Origin of the sequence: Streptomyces sp. NPDC059247, assembly GCF_042754005.1 — a bacterium.
Lineage (GTDB): Bacteria > Actinomycetota > Actinomycetes > Streptomycetales > Streptomycetaceae > Streptomyces.
The window spans coordinates 140970-157958 of sequence record NZ_JBHYZW010000010.1; the positions used below are offsets into that span (position 1 = coordinate 140970).

Sequence of the window (16989 nt, forward strand, 5' to 3'; positions counted from 1 at the left end):
GATCTCAGCGAGCCGCGCGCAGACTCAGCGGGCACAGGTCGGTCCAGGCTTCTTCGATGTGGGCGAGGCACTGCTCCCGGGAGCCAGTGAAGCCCGCTTCCCGCCAGCCCTCGGGCACCGGCTCGCCGACGCGCCAGAGGGAGTACTGCTCCTCGTGGTTGCGGACCACGGTGTGGTCCGCGCCGGTCTCGGGTGCCGCGTTCGCGGGGGGCGCCTCAGCGGCCGTTTCGCGCATAGTCATCCACCTCGGGATTCTGAGACTGCGTCATTCTGCGATCCGTGGGATTCGGGTTTTTTCATGGAGGGCAATTCCGTGCGCGTCTCGCGGCCGGTCGCGGACGGGACGCGGAAGTGCGTGCGGCCGGTTCGCGGGTGCGGGACCCATGACCCGTGGGCGGACGGGTCTGCCGGGTGTCGGGGCGAGTGCGGCGGGGCCGCGTGGGGGCCGGGGCGCGCGGTGGGCGCGGGCGGCGGCTGCGGGAGCCGGCCGCGCGGTGGGGCGGGTGCCGTACGGGCCGGGGTGCGGCCTCGGTGACGGCCGGTACCACCGGGGTCCCGTGGTACGCGGCGGGCCGGGGTCCGGTGTCCCTCGAGGGACGTCCGGTGGGCCCAAGTCCTGTGGTGGGCAAGGCGTCCGGAGGGCCGGGACCTTGTGGTATGCGGTGGACGTCCGGTGGACCGGGCGGGCCGCGAGCGGCTCACGGTGCCGGGTGTCCGGGGCTCGCGGGGGAGCCGGTGCGCCGGGTCGGTCCCGGGTCGGCGGGGGTTCCCGTCGGCCGGCCGGGGGGCGCGGGGCGGATCACTGCCAGCCGAAGTCGTCCGGCGTCGGCCGGGCGCTGTCGGCGGCCTGGACCGCATTCGTGTGGTCGGTGGCGAGATCGGCCGCGAATACCAGCGGAATGGTGAAAGCCGCCATGACAATTGCCCGCTTGATAAACTTCACGATGAGCCTCCCCGTTTCGGCTTTCGCAGCCGTTCTTCTCTCTTCCGATGCCCCGATCTTTACGGAGGCCGGGGGCCGGGACCAGACTTCGGGCGTGGCACAAACTGTTCCTGGCACTTTCATGCCCGAGCGGGCAGCGGAAGGACTCCGCACTCCAGGAGCCGCCAATTGCACACCGGTCCTTCGCCCTCGGCGGCGGCGGCCCAGAGCGCGCGCGCGTAGGCCTCGGCACCCTCGCCGTCCTCGGCGGACAGGAAGAGGACACCCCGGGCGCCCCGGTGGCCGATGTGCAACCTCACGTGCTGCAGCCGCCCGTGCGGTGCGTCATTCTGCAGAAGAACACCTCTCAGCTCACCCTCCGCCGCGGTGGGCGGGGGACCGGAGAATGACCATGCAGCAGCTACCAGGAACACCTGTGCCCCTCTCGGGATGAGCGGTCGGGCCAAGAGACGTACGGGAAGGAAATACGTGCTCCACACATGGGGGGTGGGAGATGCCACCGATGCCGTCTACCGGGAGATGCTCCGCAGTCCGGGCATTGAAATGGCGAACCTGTGTACGAAACTCGGTCTGAGTGAAGGTCAAGTTCGTGAAGCATTGGACAAGTTGGCCGACCTGGCCCTGATCAAGGCGTCATGGGACGGCGGCGGCAGCGCCCGCCCGGTGAGCCCCCATCTGGGCTTCCAGGCGCTGTGGGCGAAGCGGCAGGCCGAGATCGCCGGTCAGCAGCAGGCCCTGGACGAGGCCCGGTCCCGGATGGCCTCGCTGATCGACGACTACATGAACGAGTACGCCGGGGCGCGCGTGTCCGGGATGGAGAAGCTGACAGATCTGGGCTCGGTCCGTAACTATCTGGAAAAGCTCGCGGTGGACACCCGGCACGAGTCGCTGGCCTTCGCACCCGGCGGACCCCAGACGGAGGCCAACCGGCTGGCCAGCCGGCCCCTCCTCCAGGACCTGCTGTCGCGGTCGGTGTCCATCAAGACGATCTACCTGGAAAGCATCCGGAACGACACCGGATCCGTGCAGCACTCCGCCTGGCTCACCGCTCAGGGCGGCGCCGTTCGCACCGTCCCCCACCTTCCCTTCCGTATGCAGATCGCCGACCGCAGGGCGGCGCTCATCCCCCTGTCGCTGGAGGATTCCGCCCAAGGGGCCCTCATCATCGAGGAACCCGCGGTGGTGTCGGTGCTGTGCGCCCTGTTCGACATGGTGTGGGCCACGGCCGCGCCCCTCGGAGAAGCCGTTCCGACGGGCGAGGACCTGTCCGCCCAGGAACGCGAGCTCCTGAGGCTCCTGGCCCAGGGGCTCACCGACGAGGGTGTGGCCCGCAAGCTCGGTGTCTCCATCCGCACGGAACGACGCATGGTCACCAAGGTCTCGGAAGTCCTCGGCGCCCAGAGCCGTTTCCAGTTGGGCCAGAGGGCCGCCGAAATAGGCTTGTTGTAGAGCGGCCCGGACCCTCGCGGACGGTAGGGGGGAGCGCGGGGTTCCGCGCTCCCCCCTGCCGTCCGCGAGGGCACCAGTGTTCCACGCGCGGCGAAACACGGGGGTTTCGTTCCCCTGGCAGAAAACACGCAGGGCATCTTTGTGCCACGTTCCGGATCGCGTCCGTGCCACGCTCCGGATCGCGCGGCCCCGGAACGGCGAAGCCCCGCCGGGACGGTCCGGCGGGGCGGTGGCCCACCCGGCGGCCCACCCGGTGACACGGGCGGCGGCACGGGCGGAGAAACGGGCGGAGAAGCCGAGGGGCAAAGCCCGGAAGGCCGGGCGCACCCCACAGGCGGAGAAGCGGGGGGCAAAGCCCGGGAGACCGGGCGCGCCCCTCCCTCAGGCGTCCCGGCGCGCCCGCCCCGGGAAGTTCCGGCGCGCCCGCCCCGGGGAGCCCCGGCGCCCGCCCCCCGGGGAGTCCCGGCGCCCGCGCCCGACCTGGCCCCGGACCGCGCCCATGCTGGCGCCGATCACCAGGGCGATGGCCAGGGCGTCCGTCACCGCGAGGGCCTGGTGGAGGACGAGGAAGCCCGCCGTCGCAGCGATGGCCGGTTCCAGGCTCATCAGGATCGCGAAGGTCGGCGCGGGCAGTCGGCGCAGCGCGAGCAGTTCCAGGGTGTACGGCAGGACCGAGGACATCAGGGCGACCCCGAGGCCCAGGGCGATCGTCGAGGGGACGAGGAGCTTGTCACCGGCGTCGGCGATGCCCAGCGGCAGCGTCAGGACCGCGCCGAACGCCATGGCGAGCGCCAGCCCGTCCGCCTGCGGGAAGCGGCGCCCGGTCCGCGCGCTGAACACGATGTACGCCGCCCACATCGCGCCCGCCGCGAGCGCGAACCCGGCTCCCAGCGGGTCGAGCCGGTCGAGACCGCCGCCGCTGAGCAGGACGACACCGCCGAGCGCGAGCCCCGCCCACAGCAGGTTCATCAGCCGCCGGGAGGCGACCACCGAGAGGATCAGCGGCCCCAGGACCTCCAGGGTCACCGCCGCGCCCAGCGGTATCCGGGCGACGGAGAGGTAGAACAGGACGTTCATCCCGGCCATCGCCGCGCCGAAGGCGAGGACCGTGCCCCAGTCGGCCCGCCCGTACCCCCGGACCCTGGGACGGCAGATCAGCAGCAGGACGGCGGCGGCGAGCACCAGCCGCAGCGTCACCACGCCGAGCGCACCGGCGCGGGGCATGAGGAGGACGGCGACGGCCGAACCGAACTGCACGGAGAGACCGCCCGCGACGACCAGCGCGACGGGCCCGAACCGATGGCCCGCGATCCCCCGGGCGGCGACGCCCGGGGGACCGGCACCCGCCCCCGCACCGGCGTCGGCACCCGCGCCCGCGCCCGCCACGACGGCTCCCGTCGGGTCTCCGGCGGCCACGGCGACGCCCGCCGCCGCCGCGCCGACCGGTGCGGCACCCGTGGGCCCGCCGCCGTCCACCGCGGCACCCGACGGGGCCGCCCCCTTGACCGGACTGTCCACCGACCGACTCCTCACGCGTCCACCGGACTGTACTTTCAGTCCAGAATAATGCACCACCGGTGAACCGCCACCGACTTCCCCCTTCACGCTACGAGCTCCCGCGCGGCACCGGAAATGCCGACTGCGCTGCGGTTATGCTCCGAACGCATGAGCATCGAGCTACGCCATCTCCGCTGCTTCCTCGCCATCGCCGAAGAGCCCAGCCTCACCAGGGCGGCGGCCCGGCTCCACCTCACCCAGCCCGCCGTCTCCCGTACGCTCGCCGCCCTCGAACAGCACCTCGGCGCCCGGCTGGTGGACCGCTCCACCCACCACCTCGCCCTCACCGCCGACGGCCGCGCCTTCCGGGACCGGGCCGCCGCCGCGCTCGCCGCCTTCGAGGACGCCGTCGACCCCGCCAGGCTCCGGCACCGCCCCCTGCGCCTCGGACACGCCTGGTCGGCCTTCGGCCCGTACACCACTCCCCTGCTGCGGCGGTGGCAGCGCGAACACCCCGAGACCCCCCTCGAACTCCTCCGGGTCGACGACCGCACCGCCGGACTCACCCGGGGCGAGGTCGACGCGGCCCTGCTCCGGGGCCCGGTCGACGCGCCGGGCCTGGTCACCGTCGAACTCACCGCGGAGGAGCGGTTCGCCGTCGTCCCCGCCGACGGCCCGCTCGCCGACCGGCCCCGGCTCGCCCTCGCCGACCTGACCGACCGGACCGTCGTCCTCAACACCGTCTCCGGCACGACCACCCTGGCCCTGTGGCCCCCCGCCGCCCGCCCGGCGGCCACCGTCACGGTCGCCAACACCGACGACTGGCTGACGGCCATCGCGGCGGGCCGGGGCGTCGGCGTCTCCTCCGCGTCCACCGCCGCCCTCCACCCGTACCCGGGGGTCGCCTACCGCCCGCTGACCGACGCCCCGGCGCTCCCCGTGCTCCTGGCCTGGCGGGACGCCTTCCCGCACCCGGCGACGGCGGCGCTCGTCACGATGGCCCGGGAGATCGTCAGCGGGGAGTGACCCCGCCCCCGGCCCCCGGGCCGCCCGTCTCCCCCGGGCCGCCCGTCTCCCCCAGGTCCAGCGCCTCCGCCAGGACCTCCGCCAGGTGCCGGGCCCGGCCGCCGGTCAGGTCGGCGATCTGCGTCCGGCAGGAGAAGCCGTCCGCCAGGACCTCCGTGTGCGGGGCGGCCCGCCGGAGCGCCGGGAGCAGCCGGTCCCCGGCGCACGCCACCGACACCTCGTAGTGCCCCGGCTCGAAGCCGAAGTTCCCGGCGAGACCGCAGCACCCGCCCTCCAGTTCACCGGTCAGACCCGCGCGCTCCCTGAGGCGCCGGTCGGCCGCGTCGCCGAGGACCGCGTGCTGGTGGCAGTGGGTCTGGCCGGTCACCGGGCGGTCCAGGCGCGGCGGTTCCCAGTCGGGCGCCAGCTCCTCCAGCGCCTCGGCGAAGGTGCGGACCGAGGCCGCGAGCCGGGCCGCCCTCGGGTCGTCCGGAAGCAGTTCGGGCAGGTCGGTGCGGAGCGCCGCCGCGCAGGACGGTTCGAGGACGACGACCGGTCCGGGACCGCCGCCGCCCGGGGCGTCCAGAGTGTCCAGGGTCCGGCGCATCACCTTGCGGGCGGCGCCCAGCTGACCGGTGGAGACGTACGTCAGACCGCAGCACACCCGGCCCGGCGGCAGCGCCACCCCGAGCCCGGCCGCCTCCAGGACCCGGAGCGCCGCCAGACCGGTCTCGGGCGCCAGATGGTCGGTGAAGGTGTCGGGCCAGAGCGTCAGGACGGGAGGGCGGGCCGAGGCGCGCTCGGCGAACCAGGACGTGAAGGTCCGGGCGGCCACGCGCGGGATGCCCCGCTCCGGGGTGACGCCCGCCCAGCGGGCCGCGAACGGCAGCCGCGACGCCGGGTTCAGCGCCCGTCCGAACAGGTCGAGCCAGTGCGGGAGCCGTCCCATCGTCCAGTGGGAGCGGGGCCTGCGCAGGAAGCCGAGCGGGCCCGCGTAGTGCCGGTCGAGGAACTCCGCCTTGTACGCGGCCATGTCGACGCCCACCGGGCAGTCGGCGCGGCAGCCCTTGCAGGACAGACAGAGGTCGAGGGCCTCCCGCACCTCCGCCGAACGCCATCCGCCGGTGACGACCTCGCCCAGCGCCATCTCGTGCAGCAGCCGTGCCCGGCCCCGGGTGGAGTGCTGCTCCTCGCCGGTCACCCGGTACGAGGGACACATCACGTCCGGTCCCGTGGCCGGTCCCGTCACCCGGCACTTGGCGACGCCGACGCAGCGGGCGGCGGCGCGCCCGACGCCCGTCGCGGGCAGTCCGGCGAACCGCAGGCCCTCGTCGAGGGGGCCCGGCCGGACCAGCATCCCCGGGTTGAGGCCGCCGTCCGGGTCCCACACGTCCTTGACCGCGCCGAACAGGGCGACGAGCTCGTCCCCGTACATCCTCGGCAGGAGTTCGGCCCGTGCCCGCCCGTCGCCGTGCTCCCCGGAGAGCGAGCCGCCGTGGGAGACCACCAGGTCGGCCATCGCCTCGGAGAACCGCCGGAAGTCCCGTACGCCCGGCTCCGTCCACAGGTCGAAGTCGATCCGGACGTGGACGCAGCCGTCGCCGAAGTGCCCGTAGGGGACGCCCCTGAGGCCGTGCTCGGCGAGGAGGGCCCGGAAGTCGCGCAGATACGCGCCGAGCCGGGCGGGCGGCACCGCGCAGTCCTCCCAGCCCGGCCAGGCCATGGTCCCGTCCGGGAGCCGGGTCGCGGTGCCCGCCGCGTCCTCCCTGATCCGCCAGAGCGCCCGCTGCCCGGCCGGATCGGTCACGAGGGCCGCGTCGAGCGCGTCCGCCGCCCGCACCAGACGGCGGGCCGCGCCCTCGCCGTCGGTCTCGCAGAACAGCCAGGCCCCGCCCCGGGGCAGTCCCGCGCCGCCGTCCCGTACGAGGTCGGCGGCCATGCCCTCCACGGTCAGCGGCCCGTAGGGGAGGAGTCCGGCCGCCGCCTCGGCCGCCGCGCTCTCGTCGGCGTACCCGAGGACGACGAGCACGGGCGCGGCGGGCAGCGGGACCAGCCGGAGGCTCGCCTCCGTCACGATCCCGAGGGTGCCCTCGCTGCCGCAGAAGGAACGGGCCACGTCCACGCCCCGCTCGGGCAGCAGCGCGTCGAGGGCGTACCCGGAGATCCGGCGCGGGAGCCCCGGCGGATAGCCGGTGCGCAGCGGCGCGAGGTTCCGCCCGACGAGGTCGAGCAGCCCGGCGGGCGCGCCCCGCGCCACGGAGCCGCCGTGACCCGGCACCACCGGCCCGCCCGGCACGGACCCGTTCGGCCCGCCCGGGACCACCGGGGTCCCCCGCCCCAGCGTCAACCGCTCGCCCCGGTAGGTCATCACTTCCAGCGAGCGCACGTTGTCGGCCGTCGTGCCCCAGGCGACCGAGTGCGCCCCGCAGGCGTTGTTGCCGATCATGCCGCCGAGGGTGCAGCGGCCGTGGGTGGACGGGTCGGGGCCGAAGGTCAGCCCGTACGGGCGGGCCGCCTCCCGCAGCCGGTCGAGGACGAGCCCCGGCCGGACGACCGCCGTGCGCGCCTCCGGGTCCAGGGAGACCAGCCCGTCCAGGTGCCGCGCGAGGTCGAGCACGACGCCGGTCCCGGTGGCCTGGCCGCCGATCGAGGTGCCGCCGCCGCGTGCGACGACCGGGGTGCCGTGCGCCCGGCAGACCTCCAGGACGGCCGCCAGGTCGTCGGCGTCGCGGGGCGCGACCGTGCCGACCGGGACCCGCCGGTAGTTGGAGGCGTCCATGGTGGTCAGGGCGCGTGCGGCGGCGGAGAAGTCGACGTCCCCGGCGACGGCCGCCCGCAGCGCGGCGGCGAGTGCGGTCGCTTCCCCGGTCCGTTGCTCGTGTGTTCCCACAGGGCCAGGATGTCTCAGTCCTCGTCTCATCGGGCGGACATGCGGCGACCGGCCCCTTCCCGACCCGATACTCTCCGCCTCGTGGCTGATATCCAGATTCCCGCTGACATCAAGCCCGCCGACGGCCGTTTCGGCGCGGGCCCCTCCAAGGTGCGTACGGAGGCGCTGGACGCCCTGGCCGCGACCGGCACCTCTCTTCTCGGCACGTCCCACCGCCAGGCTCCGGTCAAGAACCTGGTCGGCGAGGTGCGTACCGGCATCCGTGACCTCTTCTCGCTGCCCGAGGGCTACGAGGTGATCCTGGGCAACGGCGGCTCCACCGCCTTCTGGGACGTGGCGACGCACGGGCTCATCGAGCGGAAGTCGCAGCACCTCACCTTCGGCGAGTTCTCCTCCAAGTTCGCGAAGGCCGCGAAGCTGGCCCCGTGGCTGGACGCGCCGACCGTGATCTCCGCCGACCCGGGCACCCACCCGGAGCCGGTGGCCGAGGCGGGCACCGACGTCTACGCGTACACCCACAACGAGACCTCCACCGGTGTCGCCGCCCCGATCCGGCGGGTCGCGGGCGCCGACGAGGGCGCGCTCGTCCTGGTCGACGCGACCTCGGGCGCGGGCGGTCTGCCGGTCGACATCACCGAGACGGACGTCTACTACTTCGCCCCGCAGAAGTCGTTCGCCGCCGAGGGCGGTCTGTGGCTGGCGGCCTTCTCCCCCGCCGCCCTGGAGCGGGCGCGGAAGATCCACGAGTCGGGCCGGCACATCCCCGAGTTCTTCTCGCTGCCGACGGCGATCGACAACTCGCTGAAGAACCAGACGTACAACACCCCGGCGCTCTCGACCCTCTTCCTGCTGAACGAGCAGCTGAAGTGGATCAACGGCCAGGGCGGTCTGGACTGGGCCGTGGCCCGGACGAAGGAGTCGTCGGACGCGCTGTACGGCTGGGCCGAGGAGTCCAAGCACGCGGCGCCGTTCGTGACGGACCCGGCGAAGCGCTCGCAGGTCATCGGCACGATCGACTTCGCGGACGAGGTCGACGCGGCGGCGGTCGCGAAGGTGCTGCGCGCCAACGGCATCGTGGACACCGAGCCGTACCGCAAGCTGGGCCGCAACCAGCTGCGGATCGCGATGTTCCCGGCGGTCGACCCGGCGGACGTGCGCGCCCTGACGGCGTGCGTCGACTACGTGATCGAGAACCTGTAACCGCGTCCCCCGTCGTACGGAAGGGCCCGGCACCGCACGTGCGGTGCCGGGCCCTTCGCGTCCCCTCTCACCTGCTGAGCGCCTGGTACTTCCGTACGGCCAGCGGCAGGAAGACGGCCGTGATCACCAGCGGCCAGGCGAACGCCATCAGGACGGCGTGCTGCTCCACCCAGGTGCCGCCGTCCGCACCCGGGTTGCCGAAGAGTTCGCGGGTGGCGGTCACCGTGGAGGAGATCGGGTTCCAGGCGGCGACGGGCCCGAGCCAGGAGGGCATCAGCGAGGGTGCCACGTACACGCTGGAGATCATCGTGAGCGGGAAGACGACCGCGTAGAGGGCGCCCGCCGTCTCCGTGTTCGGGACGGTGAGCCCGCACCACACGCCCACCCAGATGAGGCTGAAGCGCAGGAGCAGCAGCAGGCCGAAGCCCAGGAGGGTGGCGGCGGGGCCGCTGTCCGAGGTCCAGCCGATGGCGAGGGCGGTGGCGGCGAGGATGGCGAGTTCGGCGGAGGCGATCAGGAGGTCGGACAGCCCCCGGCCGGTGGTGACGGCGGACGGGGCCATCGGCATGGAACGGAACCGGTCCACGACCCCCCTGCCGCTGTCGGAGACCACGGCCGTCGCGGTGTTCATCAGCCCGAACGCCATCGTCATCGTGAACATGCCGGGCATCAGGAACTCGCGGTAGTCCCCGCCGCCGGGGACCCGCATGGCGCTGCCGAAGACGAAGCCGTACAGCAGCACGGAGACGATGGGGAAGCCGAGCTGCCAGAGGATGGCGACCGGCTTGCGGCGGTAGTTGAGCAGGGTCCGCCGGACCAGGGTGAGGCAGTCGGCGAACGCCCAGTAGGCCCGGTCGAAGGCGACGGCGCTCATACGGCGGCCTCCCGGCCGTCGGCGGCGGACTCCCGACCGCTTCCGGCCTCACGGCCACCGCCTGCCCCACGGTCACCGTCCGGCTCCCGGCCGCCTCCCGACCCCCGGTCACCGTCCGGCTCCCGGTCGGCTCCCGGTTCCTGGCCCGTCAGCCGGAGGAAGACGTCGTCGAGGGCGGGGCGGCGCAGGGCCAGGTCCTCCACGGCGATCCGCTCCTCCTGGAGGGAGCGGGCGATCCCGGTGAGGGCGGCGACGCGGTCGGTGACGGGGACGTGGACCCGGCGGCCCGCCTCGTCGGTACGGGGCTCCGCGCCCGCGACCCGGGCGAGCACCGCGCGGGCCGCCGGGAGGTCGGCGGGCTCGGCGACGACGACCTCGACCCGGTCGCCGCCGACCCGGTCCTTGAGCCGGTCGGGGGTGTCGTCGGCGATGGCCCGGCCCCGGTCCATCACGGTGATCCGGGAGGCGAGCCGGTCGGCCTCGTCGAGGTACTGGGTGGTGAGCAGGACGGTCGTGCCGGCCGCGACGAGCGCCCGGACCGCTTCCCAGACCTCGCCACGGGCCCGGGGGTCGAGTCCGGTGGTGGGCTCGTCGAGGAAGAGCACGGCGGGGGCCAGGATCATCGAGGCGGCGAGGTCGAGACGGCGGCGCATCCCGCCGCTGTACTCCTCCGCGCCCCGGTCGGCGGCCTCGGTCAGCCCGAAGCGGTCGAGGAGTTCGGCGGCGCGGTCGCGGGAGCGGCGGGCCCCGAGGTGGAAGAGCCTGCCGAAGAGTTCGAGGTTCTGGCGGCCGGTCAGGCCCTCGTCGACGGCGGCGTACTGCCCGGCGAGGCCGATGCGGGCGCGGACGGCGCCCGGGTCCCGGGCGACATCGGCCCCGGCGACCTCGGCGCGCCCGCCGTCGGCCTTGAGGAGGGTGGCGAGGATGCGGACGGCGGTGGTCTTGCCCGCGCCGTTGGGGCCGAGGAGGCCGTGGACGGTGCCGGGGCGGACGGCGAGGTCGAAGCCGTCGAGCGCGGGAACGGCGGCGCCGCCCTTGCCCCGGTAGTGCTTGCGGAGCCCTTCCGCGAGGACGGCGTGTCCGGCGGGGGCGCCGGAGCGGTCGCCGTGGGGCGCGGGGCGGCGACCGGACGGCGCGGGGCGGCGACCGGACGGCGCGGGGCGGTGGCCGGGTGGGGCGGGGCGGCGACCGGACGGCGCGGGGCGGTGGCCGGGTGGGGCGGGGCGGTGGCCGGGTGGGGCGGGGCGGTGGGCGGGCGTCACGGCGGATTCGGGCATGGCTGTGCCTCCGGATGTCGGGGGCGCGGTCTCGCCGGGCCCCAACTGAGTACACCGTACCCAAGCGAGTACGGTGTACTCAATTTCAATTCCGCGTCCGGTTCGCCGGGTTTTAGAGTGACGGCATGACGAAGAGCAGCCTCGACCTCCTCTGGGGCACGGGCGACCGACCCAGCCGGGGCCCCAAGCCGGGCCTCACCCTCGACCGGATCGTCACGACGGCGGTCGGCCTCGCGGACGCCGAGGGCCTCGACGCCGTCTCGATGCGCCGGGTGTCGGCCGAACTCGGCGTCGGCACCATGTCGCTCTACCGGTACGTCCCCGGCAAGACCGAACTCCTCGACCTGATGCTCGACCGGGTCCAGGGCGAGTCCCTCCCCGACGGCCCGCCCGCCCCCACCGACTGGCGCGACACCGTCACCGCGCTGGCCCGCACCACGATCGCCCTCTACCGGGCCCACCCCTGGCTGCTCAAGGTCAACGAGGCCCGTTCCGTCCTCGGCCCCAGCGCGCTGCGCGGTCTCGAACTCTGTCTGGCGGGCCTCAAGGGACCGCACGGCATGGGGCTGAGCGACCCGGACACCATCTCGGTGATCATCGCCGTGCAGAGCTTCGCGGCGGGCTCCGCGCGCATGGAACTCCAGGCGACCGAGGCGGCGCGGGAGACCGGCGTCGACGACGAGGAGTTCTGGCGCGTCCAGCACCCCTACCTGGAACGGGCGATGCGCTCCGGCGACTACCCGCTGATGGCGGCGCTCGCCGACGACACCTTCGACCGCGAGACCGACCACTTCGCCTTCGGCCTCGCCCGGCTCATGGACGGCTTCGAGACCCTGGTGGCCGACGCGGACCGCCCGGACACCACCGGGACCGTCCCGGACACCGCCCCTGGCGACGGACCGGACCCGGACCCGGACCCCGGGGTCACTTCTTCCTGACGAGCCGCTTCCCGCCGATCACCAGGACGGTGGCGCCCGCCAGCACCAGGAAGCCGACCGTGACGCTTCCCCGGTCGCCCTCGGCGGCCGAGCCCCCGGAGGGCGGGGCCGACGCGCCGGGACCGCCGGACGGCCCCCCGGACGGACTCGCCGAAGGGGCCGGAGCCCCGGACCGCTCCACCCTGAGGACCCGGCTGCCGCTCCCCTCGGAGCCGAACATGAACGCCGAGCCGTCCCTCGTGTACGTCACCGACTCCGCCTGGCCCTGGAACGGCGCCGCGACCGGCGTGCCCTCGTCGCCGAGGCTCCCGCCGCCCGCGCCGCCCGCCTTCCAGACGTACTCCTTCGCGCTGAAGTAGCCGCGCAGGACGAGCCTGCCGCCGTCCGGGGAGAAGGCGCCGTCGGTCACCCAGGGCACCTCTCCGACCCGGCGGAAGACGTTCGTGCCCGAGGAGGAGAGCCGCTCGGGGCCCGCGTACAGGCCGCCGCCGCTCTGCTTCTTGCTGGCGATGTAGACCCGGCCGGTCTTCGGATGGACCATGAGCGCCTCGGCGTTGCGGGGCCCGTCGGCGTACTTCACGACGTACTGCTTCGCCGCCACCGTCTGGTCCTTGAGGACCTCCGGCTCGGGGAAGCGGTAGATCCACACGTGGTCCCAGGAGCCGTCGAGGTTGTCGCCGATGTCCCCGACGTAGATGTCGCCGTCCGGGCCGACCGCGATGGCCTCCATGTCCCGGGGGGTTCCGACCCCCTTCATGGTCAGGGTCGCCACGGTCCTTCCCGTACGGGAGTCGACACCGTAGATCAGGGGCGCGTCCTGGTCGTTGTGCGTCCAGTAGATCCCGGGGTGCGCGCGGCTCGCGGCGAGACCGCTGGACTCGGTGATCCGGGGGTCCTCGACCGTGAAGTCCCGGTCGGGCTCCTGGCCTTCGGCGCGGGCATGACCGGCCGGGAGCAGCACCAGGGCCGCCGCCGCGCCGAGGGCGCACAGAGCAGATCGCATGACCCCAGCCTGCCACGGCCCACGGCGGAGGCGACGGGCCGCCCGGACCGGGCCCGCGCCACGGACCCGCCGTCCCGCACCACCCGGCCCCGGCACCCGGCCCGGACGGGACCCTTGCCGGGACCTGCCCGGGGCCTGCCCGGAACCGGACCGCGCGCCCCGCGCCCGTGGCCCGCGCCCGCGCCCGCGCCCCGCGCCCGTGGCCCGCGTCACGTCGCCCGCGCCGGACGGCGTCCGCGATGATGTGACCATGCGTTTTCTGTTCGTCGGCGACAGCATGACCATCGGCAGCGCCGGCGACTGGACCTGGCGCCACCGCATGTGGCGGCACCTGGAGTCCACCCTGCCCGGCGGCTACGAGATCGTCGGGCCGCGCACCGGGCTGTACGACCCGGCGGCCGACGCCCCGGTGTCGCAGGCGTACGCCGACCCCGCCTTCCCCGCCGCCGCCCGGCGGCACCTGGCGGGCTGGGGCGAGGGCTGGCTGCACATGGCGCCCGTGATCGGCGGGACCGTGGCGGAGACCGGCGCCGACGTGCTGCTCGTCTCGCTGGGCCTGATCGACCTCGGCTTCTACACCGACAGCGGGCAGACCGAGGAGAACGTCCGGGCGTTCACGGCGGCGGCCCGCGCCGCCAACCCGCGCGTCCGGGCCGTCGTCCTGCCGGTCATCCCCAATGTGCGCGCCGGGTACGACCCCGCGTTCGCCGCCGAGTGCGCCCGGTTCAACGAACTGCTCGCGAAGGCCGTCGCCGACCTGGACACGGCGGCCTCGCCCCTGCTGCTCGCGACGGTCCCGGAGTCGTACGACCTCGGGACCGACACCTACGACGGCACGCACCCGGGCCCCACCGGGGAGCACAAGCTGGCCGCCGCGTTCGCCGACGCGATGCACCAGGCATGGGGGCTGGGCGGCCCGTACCGGCTGCCCTGACCCCTACCGGCGCCGGGCGCGGACGGCCCCGACCGCCCAGACCGCGAAGAAGGTCACGACCGGGACGACGAGGATCCACTCGGGGGCCATCGCCGCGCCGTCCGCGACCAGCAGGACGACGAAGAGCGCGAGGGCCACGAAGACCGAACCGAAGGCCCAGTACATCGCCTTGAACAGCGAACCCTCCCGGGCCCGCCGTCTGCCGATCATCCGCTCGGCCGCCGCGTCCGGCGTCCAGTCCGCGCCGCGCAGCTCCTCCCAGGCGGCGCGGAGCACGGCGATCTCCTGCTCGACGACCACATGGGTGTCGTCCAGGTACATCAGCTGGACCCGGCGCCCGTCGCGCCCGTAGGCGTACGAGAGGACCCGGGGCTGGCCGCCGCCCGTGCTCGGGTTGGGCGCGGCGCGGATGTCATGGACCTCGGACCAGGCGAGCCCCCGGGTGCGGACCATGCCCCGGACCCGCAGGCCCGTGCGGTCGGCGGTGGTGGAGCAGTTGCGGGCGGCGACGACGATCCAGACGACGAAGGCGAGGAGCAGCCCGCCGATGAGGGCCTTCACCCCGCCGGGGATCGAGCGGTCGTTCAGGAGCGGCAGGATCCCGGCGGGCACGGCGACCCCCACCGCGATGTAGACGCCGGTCATCCGGCCGGGTTTGACCCGGTACTCACGTGGCAGCGTGCGCTCGGCCTCCATGGTTCCCCCCAGGATCCCCGCGTGACGGACATCCAGGTTAGGACCCGGCCGCCTCGCGGAGAAGGGCCTTTCACCGACCGGACGGCCCGGATCGGGGCACCGTCCGGCGGGGCGCGGGGCGGGTGCGGCGCGGGCGCGGCGCGAGCGGCGGGGGCACGCACCCCCACCGCCCGGGACGCGCCCGGACGCGCGCCGTCACGCGCCCCCGCCGCCCGGCGGGCGCGTCACCAGGCGAAGGCCTCCGGGGACGGGCCGGGGCCGGGGAAGATCTCGTCGAGGGAGGCCAGGAGCTCCTCGCCCAGGTCGAGTTCCAGGGCGCGCAGGGCACCGGAGAGCTGGTCGGGGGTGCGGGGGCCGACGATGGGACCGGTCACGCCGGGCCGGGTGAGGAGCCAGGCGAGGGCGGTCTCGCCGGGCTGGAGGCCGTGCTTGTCGAGCAGGTCCTCGTAGGCCTGGAGCTTCGCCCGGGAGGCCGGGTCGGCGAGGGTGGCCGCCGCGCGTCCCTCCGTACGGCGCTTGCCCTCGGCCTCCTTCTTGAGGACGCCGCCGAGCAGACCGCCGTGCAGCGGCGACCAGGGGATGACCCCGAGGCCGTACTCCTGGGCGGCCGGGATGACCTCCATCTCGGCGCGCCGCTCGAAGAGGTTGTAGAGGCACTGCTCGCTGACGAGCCCGACGGAGCCCCGGCGGGCGGCGGTCTCGTTTGCCTGGGCGATCTTGTAGCCGGGGAAGTTGGAGGAGCCCGCGTACAGGATCTTGCCCTGCTGGATCAGGACGTCGACGGCCTGCCAGATCTCCTCGAAGGGGGTGGCCCGGTCGACGTGATGGAACTGGTAGACGTCGATGTAGTCGGTGCCGAGCCGCCGGAGGCTGCCCTCGACCGCGCGGCGGATGTTCAGCGCCGAGAGCTTGTCGTGGTTGGGCCAGGCCTCGCCGTCGGGGCCCATGTTGCCGTAGACCTTGGTGGCGAGGACGGTACGGTCGCGACGGCCGTCGCCCAGGGCGAACCAGGAGCCGACGATCGACTCCGTCCGCCCCTTGTTCTCGCCCCACCCGTACACATTGGCGGTGTCGAAGTAGTTGAGACCGGCGTCGAGCGCCGTGTCCATGATCGCGTGGCTGGTGGTCTCGTCCGTCTGCGGTCCGAAGTTCATCGTGCCGAGGACGAGGCGGCTGACCTTGAGTCCGGTGCGTCCGAGCTGCGTGTACTCCATGGACGTCAAGCCAACTGCCTGGAGTGCGCTCGAAGCAAGCGGCTTCCCACTCCGTGGGAGGCGCCCCGGGGCTACAGCCCGGCCACGGACGCCACCGCGATAATCGCGAACATCAGTACGAGCACACCGGCCATGATTCGGTTTCGGGTCTTCGGATCCACCCTTCGAGGTTACCCGGCCGCCGGACGCGCCCCTCACCCCGCCCGTGCGGGCCCGCCTTCCAGCGGCCAGCCGTCGAGCCGCTCGTACCGGGGCCGCTCGCCCGGCACCCCGCTCTCCGGCGGGTTCGAGCGGACCAGGGACAGCTCGGCGGCCTCCCAGCGGGCCCCTTCGAAACCGTCGAGCCCGTCGAGGAAGGGCCGCAGGTCGACCGCGTCCGTACGGGCGCGGGCCAGGGTGAGGTGCGGCCGGTAGCCGCGGTGCTCGTCCATGGGGACCCCGGACCTGCGCGCGGCGGCGTCGGCCCGTTCGGCGAGGAGCCGCAGTTCGTCCAGGTCCCCGGCCACCCCGGTCCACAGGGCCCGCCGCCCGAAGTGTCCGCCGCCGCGCAGCCGCAGCGGGAAGGACGGGGTGCGGTGGGCGGCACGGGCCAGCCGGACGCGCAGCTCGGGCAGCAGTTCCTCGTCGACCTCGCCCAGGAAGGCGAGGGTGAGGTGACGGCCGGGCGGCGAGGTCCAGCGGAGCGCGTCGGCCCCGGGCAGCCGGTGGAGCCGGTCGACGACGTGCGCGAGCTCGGCCAGCCGCTCGGGGGGCGGGAGGACGGCGGCGAAGAGCCTCATGCGGCGAGTCTGGCACCCGCTCGTGCTGTGACCGCATAGGTTCGCCGGGTTGGTGGTCGTGGCGGTCGGATGTGCGGCGATGTCCGGTCCGACCGTTGGAGGCGGGGTGGCCGAGCCTGTCCGTGTGCGCAGACTGACCGACCTGCAGCAGATCGTGCGTCGGGGCAGGCCTGCCTGGACCCTCTGTGGGCGGGAGGCCGTCCCCGCCCGCTCAGCCGTGACGACGAGGAACGCGCCCGCATCCGCAGCGAAAAGGGCGTCCGCTGGGGCGGACGCCCCCTCGTCGTCAC

General features: G+C 74.3%; 16 protein-coding genes. 5 read left to right on the plus strand and 11 right to left on the minus strand.

Annotation, left to right across the window (positions count from 1 at the left end; translation table 11 throughout):
- Nucleotides 1-4: 4 nt before the first annotated feature.
- The 3 genes from ACFXGN_RS19815 to ACFXGN_RS19825 all read right to left on the minus strand — a co-directional run bounded on the left by ACFXGN_RS19815 (nt 5) and on the right by ACFXGN_RS19825 (nt 1242).
- Entirely contained in the window at nt 5-241 is a 237-nt protein-coding gene (locus ACFXGN_RS19815) for an MbtH family protein (protein ID WP_384860685.1), read from the minus strand.
- A 558-nt stretch (nt 242-799) separates the two neighbouring features.
- Nucleotides 800-943, minus strand: a complete 144-nt coding sequence (locus ACFXGN_RS19820) for a hypothetical protein (protein WP_384860687.1) — start codon at nt 941-943, stop codon at nt 800-802.
- A 119-nt stretch (nt 944-1062) separates the two neighbouring features.
- On the minus strand, nt 1063-1242 hold the full coding sequence (locus ACFXGN_RS19825) for a hypothetical protein (RefSeq protein WP_384860689.1): 180 nt from the start codon (nt 1240-1242) through the stop codon (nt 1063-1065).
- 298 nt (nt 1243-1540) lie between these two features.
- Here ACFXGN_RS19825 and ACFXGN_RS19830 point away from each other — a divergent pair, with 298 nt between their 5' ends.
- The gene (locus ACFXGN_RS19830) at nt 1541-2392 is read left to right on the plus strand and encodes a LuxR C-terminal-related transcriptional regulator (RefSeq protein WP_384860692.1); all 852 of its coding nucleotides are present in this window, start codon (nt 1541-1543) and stop codon (nt 2390-2392) included.
- Nucleotides 2393-2773: 381 nt separating this feature from the next.
- On the opposite strand, the gene ACFXGN_RS19835 is transcribed toward ACFXGN_RS19830, so the two are convergent.
- Entirely contained in the window at nt 2774-3703 is a 930-nt protein-coding gene (locus ACFXGN_RS19835; protein WP_384860955.1) for a DMT family transporter, read from the minus strand.
- 354 nt (nt 3704-4057) lie between these two features.
- Here ACFXGN_RS19835 and ACFXGN_RS19840 point away from each other — a divergent pair, with 354 nt between their 5' ends.
- Nucleotides 4058-4915, plus strand: coding sequence for a LysR family transcriptional regulator (locus tag ACFXGN_RS19840; protein ID WP_384860695.1), 858 nt, complete (start codon nt 4058-4060; stop codon nt 4913-4915).
- Here ACFXGN_RS19840 and ACFXGN_RS19845 read toward each other — a convergent pair.
- The gene (locus ACFXGN_RS19845) at nt 4902-7814 is read right to left on the minus strand and encodes an FAD-binding and (Fe-S)-binding domain-containing protein (protein ID WP_384860697.1); all 2913 of its coding nucleotides are present in this window, start codon (nt 7812-7814) and stop codon (nt 4902-4904) included. The two genes, ACFXGN_RS19840 and ACFXGN_RS19845, sit on opposite strands and share 14 nt — an antisense overlap.
- 51 nt (nt 7815-7865) lie before the next feature.
- On the opposite strand from ACFXGN_RS19845, the gene serC reads away from it, so the two are divergent.
- Nucleotides 7866-8984: a phosphoserine transaminase gene (gene serC, locus ACFXGN_RS19850; RefSeq protein WP_384860700.1), complete on the plus strand. Its 1119-nt coding sequence runs from the start codon at nt 7866-7868 to the stop codon at nt 8982-8984.
- Nucleotides 8985-9051: 67 nt separating this feature from the next.
- Here serC and ACFXGN_RS19855 read toward each other — a convergent pair whose 3' ends face one another.
- Entirely contained in the window at nt 9052-9858 is an 807-nt protein-coding gene (locus ACFXGN_RS19855) for an ABC transporter permease (RefSeq protein ID WP_384860703.1), read from the minus strand.
- Complete coding sequence (locus ACFXGN_RS19860; RefSeq protein ID WP_384860706.1) at nt 9855-11135, minus strand: ATP-binding cassette domain-containing protein; 1281 nt, start codon at nt 11133-11135, stop codon at nt 9855-9857. The genes ACFXGN_RS19855 and ACFXGN_RS19860 overlap by 4 nt, the downstream gene beginning before the upstream one ends.
- A gap of 125 nt (nt 11136-11260) precedes the next feature.
- Between ACFXGN_RS19860 and ACFXGN_RS19865 the strand changes: the two genes are divergently transcribed.
- Nucleotides 11261-12073, plus strand: a complete 813-nt coding sequence (locus ACFXGN_RS19865) for a TetR/AcrR family transcriptional regulator (RefSeq protein ID WP_384860709.1) — start codon at nt 11261-11263, stop codon at nt 12071-12073.
- Here the strand turns inward: ACFXGN_RS19865 and ACFXGN_RS19870 are convergent.
- On the minus strand, nt 12060-13076 hold the full coding sequence (locus tag ACFXGN_RS19870) for a WD40 repeat domain-containing protein (RefSeq protein WP_384860712.1): 1017 nt from the start codon (nt 13074-13076) through the stop codon (nt 12060-12062). The genes ACFXGN_RS19865 and ACFXGN_RS19870 overlap by 14 nt on opposite strands.
- Nucleotides 13077-13326: 250 nt before the next feature.
- Here ACFXGN_RS19870 and ACFXGN_RS19875 point away from each other — a divergent pair, with 250 nt between their 5' ends.
- Nucleotides 13327-14010 (plus strand): GDSL-type esterase/lipase family protein, encoded by a 684-nt coding sequence (locus ACFXGN_RS19875; protein WP_366439844.1) that lies wholly within the window; start codon nt 13327-13329, stop codon nt 14008-14010.
- A 3-nt stretch (nt 14011-14013) separates the two neighbouring features.
- Here ACFXGN_RS19875 and ACFXGN_RS19880 read toward each other — a convergent pair whose 3' ends face one another.
- The 3 genes from ACFXGN_RS19880 to thpR all read right to left on the minus strand — a co-directional run bounded on the left by ACFXGN_RS19880 (nt 14014) and on the right by thpR (nt 16699).
- Nucleotides 14014-14706 carry a PH domain-containing protein gene (locus ACFXGN_RS19880; protein ID WP_384860714.1) on the minus strand — a complete coding sequence of 231 codons (693 nt, stop codon included), beginning with the start codon at nt 14704-14706 and terminating at the stop codon, nt 14014-14016.
- A gap of 224 nt (nt 14707-14930) precedes the next feature.
- Nucleotides 14931-15920, minus strand: coding sequence for an aldo/keto reductase (locus ACFXGN_RS19885; RefSeq protein ID WP_384860717.1), 990 nt, complete (start codon nt 15918-15920; stop codon nt 14931-14933).
- A gap of 194 nt (nt 15921-16114) precedes the next feature.
- The gene (gene thpR / locus ACFXGN_RS19890; protein WP_384860720.1) at nt 16115-16699 is read right to left on the minus strand and encodes an RNA 2',3'-cyclic phosphodiesterase; all 585 of its coding nucleotides are present in this window, start codon (nt 16697-16699) and stop codon (nt 16115-16117) included.
- Nucleotides 16700-16989 lie beyond the last annotated feature (290 nt).

Excerpts from the sequence above, each read along its gene's own strand:
- ACFXGN_RS19815 (WP_384860685.1), bottom strand. The coding sequence starts at position 241 with ATGACTATGCGCGAAACGGCCGCTGAGGCGCCCCCCGCGAACGCGGCA.
- ACFXGN_RS19840 (WP_384860695.1), top strand. The coding sequence starts at position 4,058 with ATGAGCATCGAGCTACGCCATCTCCGCTGCTTCCTCGCCATCGCCGAA.
- ACFXGN_RS19845 (WP_384860697.1), bottom strand. The coding sequence starts at position 7,814 with ATGAGACGAGGACTGAGACATCCTGGCCCTGTGGGAACACACGAGCAA.
- ACFXGN_RS19855 (WP_384860703.1), bottom strand. The coding sequence starts at position 9,858 with ATGAGCGCCGTCGCCTTCGACCGGGCCTACTGGGCGTTCGCCGACTGC.
- ACFXGN_RS19860 (WP_384860706.1), bottom strand. The coding sequence starts at position 11,135 with ATGCCCGAATCCGCCGTGACGCCCGCCCACCGCCCCGCCCCACCCGGC.
- ACFXGN_RS19865 (WP_384860709.1), top strand. The coding sequence starts at position 11,261 with ATGACGAAGAGCAGCCTCGACCTCCTCTGGGGCACGGGCGACCGACCC.
- ACFXGN_RS19870 (WP_384860712.1), bottom strand. The coding sequence starts at position 13,076 with ATGCGATCTGCTCTGTGCGCCCTCGGCGCGGCGGCGGCCCTGGTGCTG.
- ACFXGN_RS19875 (WP_366439844.1), top strand. The coding sequence starts at position 13,327 with ATGCGTTTTCTGTTCGTCGGCGACAGCATGACCATCGGCAGCGCCGGC.
- ACFXGN_RS19880 (WP_384860714.1), bottom strand. The coding sequence starts at position 14,706 with ATGGAGGCCGAGCGCACGCTGCCACGTGAGTACCGGGTCAAACCCGGC.
- ACFXGN_RS19885 (WP_384860717.1), bottom strand. The coding sequence starts at position 15,920 with ATGGAGTACACGCAGCTCGGACGCACCGGACTCAAGGTCAGCCGCCTC.
- thpR (WP_384860720.1), bottom strand. The coding sequence starts at position 16,699 with ATGAGGCTCTTCGCCGCCGTCCTCCCGCCCCCCGAGCGGCTGGCCGAG.